Here is a 16,521-nt window from a genome sequence, read left to right on the forward strand (position 1 = left end):
GATGAAAAGAGCAATTAAAATCACCCTGATCACTATTCTGAGCTTGCTAATCGTGCTCATCATTGCATGGCTGACGGCAAATGAGCCGCTACCTGAAGGGGAGCCGGGTCCACGCGCTGAGGCCCTTGCCGACCGAATGCTTCTCGCCCTCAACGATAGTGCTTATCAGAATCTCGAGCTAATTAGCTGGAAATACCCCAGGGGGCCGCATGAGTATGACTGGTATAAACAGAAGGACACCGTGGAGGTGCGCTGGGGTAATATGCGAGTTTTACTTTGTACCACCACACTAGATGGAAGTGCTTTTTTGGGCAATGAGGCTTTATCCGGTAGCGAAAAGGAAAAGGCGTTGTATACCGCATGGGACTTCTTTGCCAATGATTCCTTTTGGCTGATAGCCCCATTCAAGGTGAAGGATCCGGGAACTGAACGCAAAGTCGTAGAGACCGACCGGGGGCCGGCATTGCTGGTGACCTATACCAGTGGCGGAGTGACTCCCGGCGATTCATACCTCTGGATATTAGACGAAAATGACAGACCCATCGCCTGGAAATTTTGGGTGCAGAAAATCCCGATAGGAGGACTGGAGAGTAGCTGGGCTGACTGGCAGCAGTATAAAGGTGTATGGCTTGGGACGAGTCACGAGGTAGGGCCTTTGGAGATTAAGCTGGAAATTCAAAACATCGAATAATGAGTGAATCAGGAAATGCACTCATTACAGGAGTGTCTACCGGGATCGGGTATGCTTGCTGCGAGGTATTTATCGCCTCAGGGTACCGGGTGTTTGGTAGTGTGAGGACTCAAAAAGATGCCGACAGACTGAGTGAGACATTCGGTGAAAGGTTCACACCACTCATTTTTGATGTCACGGATCATGAGGCCATTGACCTTGCCGCGATCACGGTGTCCAAAGCGCTAAGCGATCAGGGATTAGACTGTCTCATTAACAATGCGGGAGTTGCTTTGGGTGGGCCCATGATGCACGTCCCCATTGAGCGTTTACGAGAACAATTTGAGGTCAATGTCATCGGTTTGGTAAAGGTAACTCAGGCCTTTCTGCCTCTTCTGGGAGCGAGAGCAGGTCACATTGGAAAACCAGGCAGGATTATCAATATTAGCTCGGTAGTCGGCCAGATTGCCATGCCTTTTCTGGGGCCATATGTGGGTTCCAAGTATGCACTGGAGGGTATTTCGCAGGTAATGCGGCGCGAATTGATGCATTACGGCATTGATGTAGTGGTGGTGGGTCCTGGAGCCATCAAAACGCCCATTTGGAACAAAGGGATGGATAGCCTTTACGAGGATACGGCCTTCGCTCGTTCACTGCAAATTTTTGCCAAGGGATTTATCAGGGGCAGTATTAAACATGGGTTTGAGCCCGGGAAATTGGCCCTGGATATCTTCAGGATTTTCAAAAAAGACCGCCCGAAACCGAGGTACGCTATTGTGGCCAAGCCCTTCTTGAATTGGTGGCTTCCAAAGTTTTTGCCTACCAGAATGATGGACAGGTATTTGGCAAAGAAACTTGAGATTATCCGGTAAGACTATCTGAAAGTGTACTTGAGGGAAACTCCGCCGAAATAGTTTCTGGGATTGCCTGGATAATAATGTCGAGGCTGACTACCTCCAAAACCAGTTGCGTTGATCAAGAGCATTGCAGCATATTTGGTATCAGAGAGGTTGTTGGCACCCAGATTCATGTCGAGCTCCCAGGGTCCAATGACGTACCTGAACCCGGCTTTGGCTCTGAGGATGAAATACCGTTCGGCATAAAGAGAATTTTCATCATTTACAGGAATCTCCCCAACCAATTGTCCGCTGATATTTCCATAGAAACCCAGGTCGCTGAGTAGCTCTACTCCCGGGTTGAAAATCCACTGGGGTACTCCGGTTAGCTCATTTCCACTATAGTCATTTCCGTCGTTCACAAATTCATCAAAATGATAATTCATATAGGCCACGCTGGCAAAAGCATTGAGAGTATATCGGTCTGAAAGCACAAAGTAATAATTGCCCAAAAGATCCACCCCAAGGTGATTATTCAATCCGGCATTGACACCTACATAGGCATCGTCACTTATACGCTGAGCTACTAACAGGTTTTTGATCTGCATGTAGTAGGTGGTGAGGTCGTAGGTAAACCTGCGCTGCGTACCCCGAACACCCAATTCATAATTCCAACCAGATTCTGGCAGGATGTCCGGGTTAATTTGACCATCGGGGTACAGGGTCTCTTCCAGACTAGGAGGAGAGAAGCCGTGACTTACATTCATAAAAAGCGTATTGTGAGCACCTGTCACATAGGTCAGCCCCAGCTTGGGAGAAACCACTGGATTAAATGCATAATCTCCACTGATGTTGTTGCCTGGCTCATTGAACTGATCATCCAGGGTATAATGGGTGAAATTTAAGTTGAGTCCGGCTGTAGCATTGAGATTTGGAGCCAATGTGGCGGCTGCTTCGATAAAAGCATTGAAATAGCTTCGGTTTTCCAGGTTGTTTGAAAGAGGATCTCCCTTCACGCTGCCATTGCTATTTTCGTCATAGTTGTTCTCAAAGGTTTTCCATCGGTATTCATCAAAAAATAGCTCCATACCAGTGAAGAACCTAAAGTTTTCCCATCGCTTGGCCAGTGTGTTTCTGGTACCTATGGTAAAGGTCTCTTCGTCCAAAATATTAAAAGGCCTTGGCTCATAGGCATCACGGTTTTTTAGAAAAAGAGTTGATTTCAAGCTCCAATCCTGCCCGAAAGCCTGGTGGTAGCTCAGACCCAGCAGCGTTTTGTCGTAGGCTTCATACCCCTTGGCTTGTTTCCAGGTGAATGCTGCTTTTTCAGGATTGTTTTTAAAATCATCTTCACTGATAGAGCTGGGGATGAAGGCTTTTAAGTGAGTGAATATACCCAGTACAGAAAAGTAGCTTTGTGGGGTCAGCTGGTACTTGAGAGTTACACCGGCTTGCTGCCTGCTGTAGGCACTGTTCTCTCTGAATCCCTGACGCTGTAAGTCGGAGTAGACTACCGATACGGTGGTTTTGTTGTCATGATGTGCACCTTGCAGCATCCACCTATGGGTGTCGAATGAGCCCATTGTCAGACTGGTTTTGGCACTGGTTTGCTGTGCTGAAGGTACAGGGGCCAGTAGTCTGATGGCTCCCCCCAGTCCGGCTCCATAGGCACTTGAGTTAGGGCCTTTGGTGATTTCTATCCGGCTGATCATCTCCTGATCAATGTCCTCAATGGAAGAGTTTCCCGAGCCATCAGTGAGGGGTATGTCCTCATAATAGGCCTTGATCTTATTGGTGCCATAGAGGCTTCTGGAGCCAATACCCCTGATAGTGATTCGATTGGTGGTGAGTGTACCCGCATGCATGTACACCCCGGGAGTTCGATTGAGGGCGCTGGTGACTGAAAAAGGGTCGTCTCGTCTGAGCATTTCCTGATTGATGGATTGAATACTCGTGGGCGTGTTGAGTGTTTTTCTGGAAAAACTTCCACTGGTCACGATCACGTCATTGAGCGTGAGGCTGGAGGGTTCCAGAGCCAGAGTGATTTCCTTAGGTGCTCTCATCTGGATGGTGAGGGTTTGGTACCCCAGGTGATTTACCCGAAGCGTTACAGGAAAAGCCCTCACGGACAAATGGAAATTTCCATTTGTGTCTGTGACTGTAGTATCGACTCCCGTACTGACTATTGCACCTATGAGTGCTTCTTCGTTCGCACCATCTTTCACATGACCGGAAATAGTTGTTTGTGCATGGCTTTGATGCCAAAGCATTAGGAGCAAAACGAGAATCGAAGGTAATTTCATGGGGTTGATTATGAAGCTGGCAAGCAGGCGCAAAGCGCTGTTTATTTTGGCTCTCAAAGGTAAAGCGGTAAGTCATAAATGAACTCATTCACTATATAAAATGTGTGCAGAGGACTGAATATGAGATTGAAATTTGGGTGGTCTGAGCTAAATGCTGTTATTTTATTCCCGCTTAGACAATCAAACTTACATTCATGAAAAAATCTAGATTATACGTATGCCTTTTGGCTGGTTCGGCGCTGATTTACGCCTGTGGAGGGGGCTCTCAAAAACAGTCTGCTGAGAGTACCGATACCGCGGTGGCGGAGGTACCTGCAGAGGTGGTGGTAGATTCTGTGACGTTGGAAATTTCCGCCAACGACAACATGCAATTCAGCACAGACCAACTCAAAGTAACTGAAGGACAGGTGGTGACGCTGAATTTTAAACATACAGGTAAAATGCCCAAGGAGTCTATGGGACATAATTGGGTGCTTCTGGCAGCTGGTTCGGATCCGGCAGTCTTTGGTGCGGCTGCTACCACGGCTCCCAAGACAGGTTATATTCCACAGGATAAACTCGAGTGGGTGATTGCCAATACACCCATCATAGGAGGTGGCGAGGAGGTGAGTATCAGCTTTCAGGCGCCAAAGGCCGGTTATTACAAATTCATCTGTAGTTTCCCCGGACACTGGGGCGTGATGCAAGGTGACTTTGTGGTATCACCGAGGTAATCATTGATAAAGTTCCAAATCAAAAGGCCGTTTTGAAAGAAGGGAGATTTTCCTTTTTTTGAAGACGGTCTTTTTATGTCGACTCCTGAGCCCTCAACCCTATGCTATGCATCTGATTTCATTCAGATTCTGATGTTAGGCATCGTACTTATTTTCTAATTTGTTGGTCTTTATTAAAGGCTTTTCCCAATTCTATTCCTTAGTTTTGCCACCCTATTTTGAAAGAGTTAAATCACTTTTTTAGAATATTTGAGTATTGAAATTGTATAAACGCAAAATAAAAAATGGGTAAGACGCTGTTTGATAAAGTATGGGATTCACACGTGGTGCGAAAGATAGAGGGCGGACCAGACGTATTTTTCATCGATAGACATATGGTTCATGAAGTGACCAGTCCGGTTGCTTTTCTGGGATTGAAAAACCGGGGATCCGGTGTACTCTATCCCAATCGTACATTTGCCACTGCAGATCATAACACACCTACCATCAATCAACATTTACCAGTACAGGATCCCCTTTCTGCCAACCAGCTTAAAGCCCTGGAAGAAAATGCAAAAGAGCATGGAATCTCTCACTGGGGACTGGGTCATGAGAAAAATGGGATCGTACATGTGGTAGGTCCCGAGTACGGCATCACTCAACCTGGAGCAACCATTGTTTGTGGAGACTCTCATACCTCTACACACGGAGCTTTTGGGGCCATTGCTTTTGGGATTGGTACCTCAGAAGTAGAGATGGTATTGGCTACACAGTGTATCATGCAGCCCAAGCCAAAGAAAATGCGGATCAACATCACCGGTAAGCTTCAGTACGGAGTGACCCCAAAGGATGTGGCGCTGTTCATCATCTCTCAGCTCACCACTTCAGGTGCTACTGGCTATTTTGTGGAGTATGCCGGAGAAGTGTTTGAAAATATGACGATGGAAGGTCGCATGACGGTATGTAATCTGAGCATCGAGATGGGCGCTCGTGGAGGTATGATAGCTCCGGACGAAAAGACATTTGAGTACATTAAAGGCCGTGAGTTCACGCCTCAGGGTGCCGACTGGGATCGTGCCATGGAGTATTGGAAAACGTTGAAAACGGATGCGGATGCGGAGTTTGATAAAGAGTTGACCTTTGATGGATCCAAAATAGAGCCTATGATCACCTATGGTACCAACCCGGGTATGGGCATGGGTATCAGCAATCACATTCCTGTGGCAGAGTCGTTGGAAGGCGGAGTATCCACCTACAAGAAATCATTGACCTACATGGGCTTCAACGAAGGTGAGTCAATGATGGGCAAAAAGATTGACTATGTCTTTGTGGGTAGCTGTACGAATGGACGCATAGAGGATTTCAGGGCATTTGCCTCTTTGGTGAAAGGCAGAAAGAAGGCAGATCACGTGACGGCCTGGTTGGTTCCTGGTTCGCACAAAGTAGAGGCTGCCATCAGAGAAGAGGGACTATTGGCCATAATAGAGGAAGCCGGATTTTCATTGAGAGAACCGGGGTGTTCAGCATGTCTGGCCATGAATGACGATAAGGTGCCTGCCGGAAAGTTGGCTGTAAGCACTTCCAATAGAAATTTTGAAGGAAGACAGGGCCCGGGATCAAGGACACTTTTGGCCAGCCCGTTGGTGGCTGCTGCCAGTGCCGTAACCGGCGTTGTGACTGACCCAAGGGAGTTGATGGAGGAGGAGTACGCTTAATTAGCGGTTAGCCTTTAGCTATTGGCCTCTTGATGAGAGATTTTCGGAAGTACAAAGTGTGGGAGTTGGGACATGAAGTCACTTTGGTCATTTACGAACTAACTGCCAGTTTTCCCGATTCTGAACGATTCGGTTTAACGAATCAACTAAGAAGAGCCTCTTCATCGATTCCAGCCAATATTGCTGAGGGTTGCGGCCGAGAGAGCGATAAGGATTTTAAGAGATTCCTTTATATCGCAAACGGGTCGGCAAGCGAGGTTGAGTATTTTCTCATTTTGAGCACCGGGTTAGGTTACATCAACAAAAACGATTCAGAAATGATCACCGAAAAAGTGAGTGTTCTGAGAAGAAGTTTAAACAAATTAATAAGCTCAATAAGCACATAGTTTTTTTGAGTAAAAAGTTAAAAAGGAGTACCATGAGCTAAAGGCCGTGAGCCAATAGCCAAAAGCAAATAAAGATGGCATACGACAAATTTGAAATATTAAAAACTACGGCGGTTCCATTGCCGATTGAAAACGTGGATACGGATCAGATCATTCCAGCGAGGTTTTTGAAAGCCACTACCCGCGACGGATTTGGTGATAACCTGTTTCGTGACTGGAGATACAACTCAGATAACACGCCTAAGCAGGATTTTATCCTCAACAATCCCCTCTACGGAGGCAAGATATTGGTAGGGGGCAAAAACTTCGGGTCAGGTTCTTCACGAGAGCACGCCGCCTGGGCTGTATATGATTATGGGTTCAGATGTGTGATTTCCAGTTTTTTCGCAGACATTTTCAAAAACAATTGCCTCAACATTGGTGTACTCCCCGCACAGGTGAGCGCAGAGTTTCTGGATAAAATATTCAAAGCCATAGAAGCAGATCCCAAAGCAGAGTTTGAAGTGAGTCTTCCTGAGCAGACCGTGACCATAGTGGCTACTGGTGAGCAGGAGAGCTTCGATATCAATAGCTACAAAAAGGGCAATATGCTCAACGGGTTTGATGATATTGATTACTTGCAGAGCATGAAGGATGAGATCAAATCCTTTGCAGAGAAGCTTCCCCTTTAAATTTCGTACAGGTGAGGGTACTCTGAAGTACCTTCGCCTCAAATAATTACATTTTGAAAGTAGAAATTCTCGATACAACATTAAGGGATGGAGAGCAGACCTCTGGTGTGTCCTTTACCGACAGTGAGAAGCTGACGATCGCGCAGCTTCTGTTGGAAGAGCTACGCGTGGACCGTTTGGAGGTGGCCTCTGCGAGGGTTTCAGAAGGAGAATTCAAGGGCGCAAAGAAGATACTGGACTGGGCGGCTCAAAACGGCTACCTCGATCGCATCGAGATTTTGGGTTTTGTGGATCATACCATCTCCGTAGACTGGATCAAAGAGTCAGGGGGACGGGTGATCAATTTACTTTGCAAAGGCTCACGCAAACACTGCGAAAGTCAGCTTAGAAAAACTGTGGAGGAGCACCTCGCGGACATTGCCCAGACGATAGGTTATGCTCATGAGCAAGGCCTGACGGTGAATGTATATCTGGAGGACTGGTCTAACGGAATGCGGACTTCTCCCGACTATGTAGATCAGATGGTGGAGGGGCTGCTGAAGCTACCTGTAAGCCACATTATGTTGCCAGATACGCTGGGGATCCTCAATCACAAGGAATCAGCCACGTTTTGTGGTCAAATGACTGCCAAATTTCCCCAGGCTCGCTTCGATTTTCATGCTCATAACGACTATGACCTTTCCACTGCCAATGTGTATTCGGCTCTGGAGGCAGGGATCACGGGTATTCATACCACCCTCAACGGCCTTGGTGAAAGAGCAGGCAATGTGCCTCTGTCCAGTGTGATTGGTATTGTGAAGGATCATCTCCATGGGGAGATGAACATCGACGAAACAAAACTCTATAAGGTATCTAAGATTGTAGAGTCATTTTCAGGTATCCGCATCCCTGCGAATAAGCCTTTGGTAGGGGAGTTTGTATTTACACAGACCAGTGGCATACATGCCGATGGAGATAGCAAGGATAACCTGTATCACAACAGCTTGAATCCTGAACGCTTTGGCCGCCATTACTCTTATGCGCTGGGTAAAATGTCGGGCAAGGCCAATATCAAAAAGAATCTTGAAGAACTGGGCATAGAGCTGAGCAAGGAAGAAACTAAAAAGATCACTGAAAAGATCATTGAACTGGGAGACAAGAAAGAGGCGATCACCAAAGAAGACCTTCCTTTCATCATCAATGATGTACTGCGTAGTGAGAAGATCGAGCAGCATGTACAGATCAAAAATTACTCGCTCTCGGTGGCTCAGGGCCTGAGGTCAGTAGCGACCTTGTGCATAGAAATAGGAGGAAAAACCTTCGAAAAGACTGCTTCAGGAGATGGACAGTATGATGCATTCATGAATTCGCTTAAACGAATTTATAAGGACTTAGGGGAGTCCCTTCCCCGATTGGTGGACTATGAAGTGCAAATACCGCCTGGAGGGGAGACCGACGCACTTGTGATCACTACTATCACCTGGGCTAACGGCAAGACTTTTAAAACCAGGGGCTTGGACCCCGACCAGACAGTTGCCGCTATCAAGGCGACCGTGAAAATGCTAAACATTATTAAAAATCATAATTGAGGATCAATGAACTTTAAAATTGCAACCCTTCCGGGAGACGGCATAGGGCCGGAAATTGTAGATCAGGCTATCAAAGTGATGAAAGCAGTGGGCGAAAAGTATGGCCATTCTTTCGATTTTGAATTTGCCCCCACAGGGGCTTCAGCCATTGATCTGGTTGGTGAACCCTATCCTGACTCTACCCATGAGATCTGTATGAATGCAGATGCAGTGCTTTTTGGAGCCATAGGTGATCCTAAGTACGATAATGACCCTAAAGCAAAAGTGCGTCCGGAACAAGGATTGCTCAAAATGAGGAAGAAGTTAGGCCTATATGCCAATATTCGTCCGGTGGCTACTTTTCCTTCTTTGATTGACAAGAGCCCTCTGAAGAATGATCGGGTGGAAGGTGCCGATTTTGTGGTGGTGAGAGAGTTGACCGGAGGTATTTACTTTGGTGACAAAGGGAGGTCTGAAGACCTTACTTCTGCATTCGACAATTGTGTGTATACCACAGAAGAGATCGAGCGAATCCTAAAGCTGGCTTATGAGTATGCTGGCAAAAGAAACAAGCGTCTGACGGTAGTGGATAAGGCTAATGTGCTTTGTACTTCACGTTTGTGGAGGGAAATAGCGCAGAAAATGGAGAAGGACTATCCAGAAATAGAGACCGACTACATGTTTGTAGACAATGCGGCTATGCAACTGATCCAGTGGCCAAAGAAATTTGATGTGATGGTGACTGAAAACATGTTCGGAGATATCCTTTCCGATGAGGCCAGCGTGATCACCGGATCGCTCGGGCTACTCCCTTCAGCTTCTGTAGGGTTGCATACGTCTGTATTCGAACCCATCCATGGCTCATATCCACAGGCTGCAGGTAAGAACATTGCCAACCCTGTCGCCACCATTTTGTCTGCAGCTATGCTACTGGATGCTCTGAACCTGCTGGAGGAAGGGCAGGCGGTGAGAGATGCTGTTAATGCATCTTTGGAGGCCAATTTTGTAACTGAGGACATTTCTAAGGAAGCTGCAAAGTCTACCTCGGAAGTGGGAGACTGGATAGCGGCTCAGGTGAATAAATAACATTGAAGTAAGAAATAATAAGCAAAAAGCTCGGGTCACTTGACCCGGGCTTTTGCATTCTTATTTGAAAATGATGTCATTAAAAGGGGCTCTCGATCATCGGTACTTCTATCAGAAGCAGTCTTGCATCTTTAGTTGCTGAGAAGTTTATCACCTCAGCACCCGTGATTCCCAGTGCATCCCGCTTCTTCAGTTCCTCACCATTTACCGTTACTTCCCCCTCTATTACAAAGACATAAACTCCATTACCCTCTTTTTTCAGGGCATAGGCGAGCTCCATTCTGGCATCCAAATCAGCCAGCGAAAACCAGCTGTCCTGGTTGATCCAAAGCACCTGATCATTGTCTGGGGCCACTACCGTTTGCCATTGGTTTTTGCGACCTTCTGGCGAAAAGGTAATTTGCTGATAGCGAGGTTCGATATCCCTTTCTTTGGGCAGCACCCAAATCTGCAGAAAATTCACCTCATTAGACTTGGAGTGGTTGTATTCCGAGTGCGTCAGTCCATGTCCGGCACTCATGATCTGCACATCTCCTGTCCGGATCACCTCGGTATTGCCAGTGCTGTCTTTATGCTCCAGATCACCCGAAAGTGGAATCGACACGATTTCCATGTTGTCATGAGGATGGGCACCGAATCCCATGCCGGCCGTTACTATGTCATCATTCAGCACCCTAAGGGCCCCGAAGTTCACACGCTCAGGGTTGTAATACCGCCCAAAGCTAAAAGTGTGTCTGCTTTGCAGCCAACCGAAGTGGGCGGTACCTCTGCTTTCAGAGGTGTGTTTAATGGTATTCATCTTTTTCCTTTCTATTTATCTTGAAAACTGCCCGTGATGAACAAATTCATCAATGGGCATTCTGTTTCTTTCTTCCAATTCCCTGTTTCTGAGTGCTTCAGGGAGCTGATCAGGGTCACCGAAGTAGCCCAGCGCAATGACCGTCACCGCCTCATAATCTTCTGGTAAATCAAATAGCTCTTCCAGTTGTGTCTTATGAAATCCTCCCATTTGATGCAACCCAATACCTTCCGCAGTGGCTTGTAAGGCGAGGTTGCCAATGGCCAAGCCTAAATCGTGGTGGGCAGACTTATTGGGCGCTCCGTTGCGGGTGTAGGTTTTTTTAACCAGGTTCACCATCAGTACTGGGGCCTGCTCAGCCCAAATCTGATTTCCAGGCATCAAGGCGTCAACAATTTTTGTGTGTGCCTCTTCTCCCTTGTGAGCGTATATTACCCGCCAGGGTTGCTCGTTCATGCTGGACGATGCCCACCGCATGGCTTCAAACAAAGTGTTGAGAGTCTTAGTGTCGATGGGCTCCGGTGCAAATGCCCTTGGACTCCATCTGTCCTTGATTTCTCTTAATATATCGTATTGTGTTTTGGCTTCTTTAGCTTCTAGTATCATATCGCAAATTTTATGGTAACTGTCTATATATACGCATATACATTAAATGTAGTTACATATAAATTCATCTAAAGAGATATGACTTATTTTTATCTGCTCAGGGCGCTTTTTTGTGATTTTTATCAATTCTAATTGCGGAATTTATACCTGATCATCAGCCTTAGTTCTGATCGGGTGCTGCCAGCCACTTCCTGTAGTCCTGAGCCCACAGCGTCCTGATCGGGGTATTCAAATCGGGCGTAGCGTGCCCAGAAGCTGAGAGATTTACTGGCTGTATACTGCAGCAGTAGGTAGGATCTGAATCCTGTGCCGTTGTAGGCAGGAATGCTAAAGGCGTAAAGCACGTTGCGCTCGTAGAGGTATTGTCGGTTATTAAAGTCTTCTGTTTCGAACAGGGCAAAGCGGCTTGAGAGTTTCATTTTCCAAAAGGCGAGGTTCACGTCCTGCACGAGTGCGATTCCGTGGGTTTTGATATTTTCCTGTTCATAATTAGACCCCTGCACCCTTGATTTGAAGCTAAACGTTCGTCCTATGGCATAGTCTATGTTGAAAATGTAACTCTGTTTGATGGTCTGGGTGAGCTGGCTGAGGTTGCCATCTTCGGATGAAATGGAAAGTTCTTTATTTTCCTGACGAAACTGTGCGTACATCTGCACGGAGCGAGCGGGCTTGTAGGTGAATCTGCCCAGGTATTCATACCCCTCAGATGGGGCATCTACCCTGAATTTTAACCAGGGGAAGGAAAACTTATCAAAATAGGCAGCTAACTGATACTTTCGTGAAGGTTTGTACATGAGCCCCCAGTACACACCGGTTTCGTTGATATTTCTAGAGCTTTCGCTGAAGGCGTTGCCATAGAAAGAGTGATAGTTTTTGTCATAATTTCGGACCATCCAGCTGAAGTCGAGTTTTGGTGTGAGTGAGGCCAGTAGGCCGCCTACAGCCCCAATACCACCGGACTGTGATCGGGCTACTTCGCTGAAAAAGATAAAATTCTGCCAGTTGTAGCTGGCGTATAGGCTCCCTAGGAGGTTTTGATCTCCGGTAAATTCATACTGATTGTAGTTGTTGGGTTTCTTATGCAAGGGCCTGGAGAACGTGGACAAAAGGCCTGTGGCCCCGATGCTCAGTCCAGGCCCCATGGTGTAATCAAGCGCAAAGCCAGTCGATATTTCGCGCAACGTGTTTTTACCCCCCAGTTCGTTTTGGGTACGGTGAAATCCGGTTGCCTGAATGCTGTTCACAAATTCTTCAAAATTGGAATAGGTGCTGTCTGTACGCAGGTTGCCGTCTTGCAGCAGGGTGGACCCAAATACTGTGGCTTCCAGCTGTCCGAAGGAAAGCGTGGTGGCGGCTCCTCTGAAATAGCCAGATTCCAATACAGAGGAATAGGGTCTGATCCCCACGGTGCTTCGTTTGATGGTATTTACGGTCTCGGCGCCTTTGCCGGCTCCAAACCCTGAGCCTAGTACCAACCCCTGACCAAACTGCATCTGATAGTCTCCAATGGCCAGCGTTTTCATCCGGCCTTTGTTTTCCAGAAGAAAATGAAAAGAGTAAAAATCAAACCCATACTGCTTTTGGTCAGGATTGACCGCAAATGCTTCTCCGGCATCTTTTTCAAAGGTGATACCCAGGCTGAAATCATCAGGATGGCTCACGCGAAACCTTCCATACAAGGTGTTTTGATCTCCCTGATACCCGGAGCCATCCTCCCGCCGGTAGCCTTCTTCGGTTTCGAGGGTGCGGCTATACCTCAGGAGGAGGTAGTTGTTTTCTTCTGTAAGTATTCGCTGAGGCAGCGGTCTTCCGTCGGCAGTTTCGGTGACGGTAACAAAGGGTAGCAGATCCCTGATAGTGGCCATATCCAGTTCGGGTATGGCCTGCAGTTCGTAGAGTGAGATCAGCTTACCCCGTTTGTCGATGTAGTTGAAAAATGCATTGAGTTGAATGGGACTGAGTATGGACAATGAGGCCAGGTCGGCCCTTGTGGCTCTATTCAGGTTAATGGGGTTGGTGTAGTAGAGGAGAAGCGATTCGTACAGGTCTTCATAGTTGATGTCATCGTCCTGTATTTGAAAGCGTCTTTCTGCGAAATCTTCCAGGTCAATCTCGGACCTTACCTGAGCCTGAGTAAACAGCGTGAGACCTATCAGACCTATGATGAGTACTTCCTTCAAGGTTTTTCGAGTTGATAGGCCAATGATATTTCGTGGATAGCTCCAAGGTTTTCATTGGAGAAGGCATAGTCAAAAAGGAAATTCTTAGGTTGGAAGCCAAAACCGAAGGTGGCCCGAACCTGGCTGTTGCTGAGGTCATTTCCCTGCACGTTCAGTCCTGTTCGGATAAGTACGTTTTTAATAATGGCATACTCCAATCCGGCTTTGAATTTCTCCCGACTGTCCAGTTGTTTTTCTACTTCGGTATTAATCATCAGAAAGTCCTTTGGTCGGAAGGAGAGCCCTGCTTTCATGGTGGTAGGATGCATAGTGCCATGCTTGAAATTGAAGATATGCGCCCCAAAGATGATTTGCCTGGTGATTTCTGCTGTACCGCCCATTTCCAGCGCTGCTACCCGTCTGGTACTGAGGCCTTCGGCGTGTGTCTGAATAATGTTTATTCCAGCTCCCAGACTGACCATCTGAATCCTGTTGGCCAGCACCAGTCCTATCACTTGCTGGTTGAAAAGGTCATCACCAAACTTGTAGTATTTGATGGCAGTATTGACGAGCGAATGATGGTAGACAAGTCCACCTCCCAGTACATGGAAGCCCTCGATGTTATATCTGTTTTGATAGGTGATCATGGCTGTAGAGGCCTCCAGGCCGCCCAAAGCTCCCGGGTTATTGAAGGCCGCCCATCCATCGGTGAAGGTGAGGGAAGTGCCCGCCATAGCGCCATTTCTGGCACCCAGCGCGTAGTTTCCATCCTGGGCAGAGAGCAGGCAGGGGGTAAGCAATAGAAAGAGCAGTATCCAACGCATATTGCAAAGTAGGTTATTCCACTTATTAAGTCAATGGTGCTATATTAATGACCTGTTATGATTCGATATATTTTTTCTTCTTTTTGTGGCCTTTTTGGCTTTTTACTGGTTTCCGCTCAGGATACACTCTACTATGATTCAGGAGCGATCAGGTCTGTGGGTCGGCTGGTCAATGGGCAGCAGCAGGGTGTTTGGATATATTATTACCCTGATGGTTCACTCAATTCCCGTCTTTCATATCGGGAGGGTGCCCTGGATGGGGAACAGTTGTTTTTTGGGTTTAGCGGGACATTGGAATCCAGAGAGTTTTGGGTGAATGATCTCCTTCAGGATTCTGCCTTTTACTACTATCCTGATGGCCTATTGGAGCGGCATGGTATGTATGAGGCTGGACTGTACTATGGCTTATGGCAGTTTTATCACGCCAATGGACGGTTGAGGCAGGAGGGTAGCTACCGGGAGGGCTTACCACATGGGCTTTGGCTCAGCTACTATGAGAATGGCCAGGTGCGTGACGAAGGGTTTTATACCAATGGTCTGGAATCCGGATTATGGAAGTTCTTTGACGAGGGTGGAAATCCAACCTACGAAGGTCACTATGAGCAAGGACAGAGAGTTGGTCAGTGGTATTTTTACAATAAGTCAGGCAAGCGAAAAAAATGGAGAAATTTTCATTAGACGATGCTAGAGCTCCGACTGAAAGTTGATAAAGAAGTTACGCTCGCCCTGGGCATTGTAAGAGTACTCAAAGCGGAAGGTGATGTCATACAAGGTCACTATGTCAAGTCCTAGCCCCACGCCATATAGTAGCCTGTTTGTGAGAACGTCACTCTGGTAGTACCCCGGGTAGTTATTTACCCATCCGGCATCACCGAACATTTTGGCGTAAAAGGCAAACGGAATTTTCCTGAACTTCTTCAGGGGCATGGCCTGACCCAAGTTGGCCTGAGTACTGAAAATTAGCTTTTTCAAAGTATTCTTAGTGAGGAAATTCTGTGGACCTTCAATCACATCCAGTTCATAGCCACGCACATAGTAATTGTCCAGGCCAAACTGGGTATAGTTGAAGTACGGGACATTATCGCTTGTCGTGAGCTGTCCGCCGATACTTACGTTTCCATAAAAACCAGATCCCATGTCAAAATAGTGGTAGTGATTGGCAGTGAGCCGCCATATATCCACGTCTTGGAATATCCCAAGACCTAGTTTTTCGATCATCGCCAGGGTTTTATGACCGGTGAGTGGATAGTTTTTGTTGTTTCGTTTATCCTGAGAGAAGGAATAGGATAGTCCAAGTACCTGCTGGCTGGTCGTTCCATCACCGAAGTAGTTGGGGTTAAGTGCCGCAATGGTATCCGATATGTTCATGGAGTACCCCTGTAGCATCAGGTAGTGGTAGTTGTAAAACGAAGGCCTGTAGGTATATACGATATATCCCGATGTAGCCTCCCGGTTGATGCGCTCCGCAGTAGAAGAGTCTGTGAAGACGGTAAAATGATCGGTGGTTTTGTAGGGTAGCTTCTTGTTGTTCAGGTACCCACCACCAAAGGTGAGGCCGTGTTTTTGACTTTTATCTATATAGGGAATGGAATACTGGAAGATCAACCGCTTTTCGAAGCCTGTCAGTCCGATGAAACGAAGGCTTTCTTTTCGCCCACGGAAATTGTAGATGTCCAGTTTCAATCCATATTTCACCCGGCTAGGATCATGGTTGCGATTGTACCACCAGTCATTGAAGTTTCGATCAGCCAACCTGAACACGGGAGAAGGCCAGATGTACCATCGTTCTTCTACTTTGATAAGTAAATCCACTGTGGAAGAGTCCAATACTAGTTTTTCTATGGTGACAGAGTAGAAGAGGTTCGTGTTGTACACGTTGTTTCGAGAAGTTTCCACCAATTCGTCCAGGCTGCCCGCCGGTACATATTCCCCCTCCTGCACCCTAAGCTCACGGGTAATGATGTAATCTTTGGTTTTTTCATTGCCAAGAATGAAAATTTTGTGCACCTGTATCAGTCTGGAGTCGAGTGTGTCTTGCCTGGTTGCTTGCTTTCTGTTCCCCTTTTCTGATTGTCCAAAGGCCATTGAACCTCCCCAAAAGGCCACCAGCAGCAATAGATATAGTTTCAATAGTTCTTTCCTCACGTTCCTACTTTATACCGGCTAAAACAAGCCGGAAGTGTGTTTCATTTAGTGCAGTCTGCAAACTGAGCGAATATAATTGTTT

General features: G+C 46.9%; 15 protein-coding genes. 9 read left to right on the top strand and 6 right to left on the bottom strand.

The window, feature by feature from the left end; all coding sequences use genetic code 11:
- Position 1 precedes the first annotated feature (1 nt).
- Complete coding sequence (locus tag GV030_RS00600; protein WP_159578756.1) at positions 2-691, top strand: hypothetical protein; 690 nt, start codon at positions 2-4, stop codon at positions 689-691.
- Positions 691-1,542, top strand: coding sequence for an SDR family NAD(P)-dependent oxidoreductase (locus GV030_RS00605; protein WP_370519049.1), 852 nt, complete (start codon positions 691-693; stop codon positions 1,540-1,542). Before GV030_RS00600 ends, GV030_RS00605 begins: the two co-directional genes overlap by 1 nt.
- Before the next feature lie 2 nt (positions 1,543-1,544).
- Here the strand turns inward: GV030_RS00605 and GV030_RS00610 are convergent, their stop codons facing one another.
- Positions 1,545-3,809 carry a TonB-dependent receptor domain-containing protein gene (locus GV030_RS00610; protein WP_159578758.1) on the bottom strand — a complete coding sequence of 755 codons (2,265 nt, stop codon included), beginning with the start codon at positions 3,807-3,809 and terminating at the stop codon, positions 1,545-1,547.
- Positions 3,810-4,003: 194 nt separating this feature from the next.
- On the opposite strand from GV030_RS00610, the gene azu reads away from it, so the two are divergent.
- From azu to leuB, 6 genes are all read left to right on the top strand, one after another.
- Complete coding sequence (gene azu / locus GV030_RS00615; RefSeq protein WP_159578760.1) at positions 4,004-4,522, top strand: azurin; 519 nt, start codon at positions 4,004-4,006, stop codon at positions 4,520-4,522.
- 284 nt (positions 4,523-4,806) lie between these two features.
- The gene (gene leuC, locus GV030_RS00620) at positions 4,807-6,216 is read left to right on the top strand and encodes a 3-isopropylmalate dehydratase large subunit (protein WP_159578762.1); all 1,410 of its coding nucleotides are present in this window, start codon (positions 4,807-4,809) and stop codon (positions 6,214-6,216) included.
- A gap of 32 nt (positions 6,217-6,248) precedes the next feature.
- Positions 6,249-6,602, top strand: a complete 354-nt coding sequence (locus GV030_RS00625; RefSeq protein ID WP_159578764.1) for a four helix bundle protein — start codon at positions 6,249-6,251, stop codon at positions 6,600-6,602.
- Positions 6,603-6,676: 74 nt separating this feature from the next.
- The gene (leuD, locus tag GV030_RS00630) at positions 6,677-7,273 is read left to right on the top strand and encodes a 3-isopropylmalate dehydratase small subunit (RefSeq protein ID WP_159578766.1); all 597 of its coding nucleotides are present in this window, start codon (positions 6,677-6,679) and stop codon (positions 7,271-7,273) included.
- A 53-nt stretch (positions 7,274-7,326) separates the two neighbouring features.
- Positions 7,327-8,841, top strand: coding sequence for an alpha-isopropylmalate synthase regulatory domain-containing protein (locus tag GV030_RS00635; protein WP_221413264.1), 1,515 nt, complete (start codon positions 7,327-7,329; stop codon positions 8,839-8,841).
- Between the two features lie 6 nt (positions 8,842-8,847).
- Positions 8,848-9,906 (top strand): 3-isopropylmalate dehydrogenase, encoded by a 1,059-nt coding sequence (gene leuB / locus GV030_RS00640; RefSeq protein WP_159578768.1) that lies wholly within the window; start codon positions 8,848-8,850, stop codon positions 9,904-9,906.
- Between the two features lie 79 nt (positions 9,907-9,985).
- On the opposite strand, the gene GV030_RS00645 is transcribed toward leuB, so the two are convergent.
- The 4 genes from GV030_RS00645 to GV030_RS00660 form a co-directional block, all read right to left on the bottom strand.
- Entirely contained in the window at positions 9,986-10,705 is a 720-nt protein-coding gene (locus GV030_RS00645; protein WP_159578770.1) for a pirin family protein, read from the bottom strand.
- A 15-nt stretch (positions 10,706-10,720) separates the two neighbouring features.
- Positions 10,721-11,311, bottom strand: a complete 591-nt coding sequence (locus tag GV030_RS00650; RefSeq protein WP_159578772.1) for a nitroreductase family protein — start codon at positions 11,309-11,311, stop codon at positions 10,721-10,723.
- A gap of 128 nt (positions 11,312-11,439) precedes the next feature.
- A complete protein-coding gene (locus GV030_RS00655; RefSeq protein ID WP_159578774.1) occupies positions 11,440-13,491 on the bottom strand; it encodes a helix-hairpin-helix domain-containing protein in 2,052 nt (683 codons plus the stop codon).
- A complete protein-coding gene (locus tag GV030_RS00660; RefSeq protein ID WP_159578776.1) occupies positions 13,488-14,294 on the bottom strand; it encodes a hypothetical protein in 807 nt (268 codons plus the stop codon). Before GV030_RS00660 ends, GV030_RS00655 begins: the two co-directional genes overlap by 4 nt.
- A gap of 57 nt (positions 14,295-14,351) precedes the next feature.
- Here GV030_RS00660 and GV030_RS00665 point away from each other — a divergent pair, with 57 nt between their 5' ends.
- The gene (locus GV030_RS00665; protein ID WP_159578778.1) at positions 14,352-14,972 is read left to right on the top strand and encodes a toxin-antitoxin system YwqK family antitoxin; all 621 of its coding nucleotides are present in this window, start codon (positions 14,352-14,354) and stop codon (positions 14,970-14,972) included.
- Positions 14,973-14,978: 6 nt separating this feature from the next.
- On the opposite strand, the gene GV030_RS00670 is transcribed toward GV030_RS00665, so the two are convergent.
- Positions 14,979-16,439 (bottom strand): POTRA domain-containing protein, encoded by a 1,461-nt coding sequence (locus GV030_RS00670; protein WP_159578780.1) that lies wholly within the window; start codon positions 16,437-16,439, stop codon positions 14,979-14,981.
- Between the last annotated feature and the right edge of the window lie 82 nt (positions 16,440-16,521).

Origin of the sequence: Marinoscillum sp. 108 (genome assembly GCF_902506655.1) — a bacterium.
Lineage (GTDB): Bacteria > Bacteroidota > Bacteroidia > Cytophagales > Cyclobacteriaceae > Marinoscillum > Marinoscillum luteum.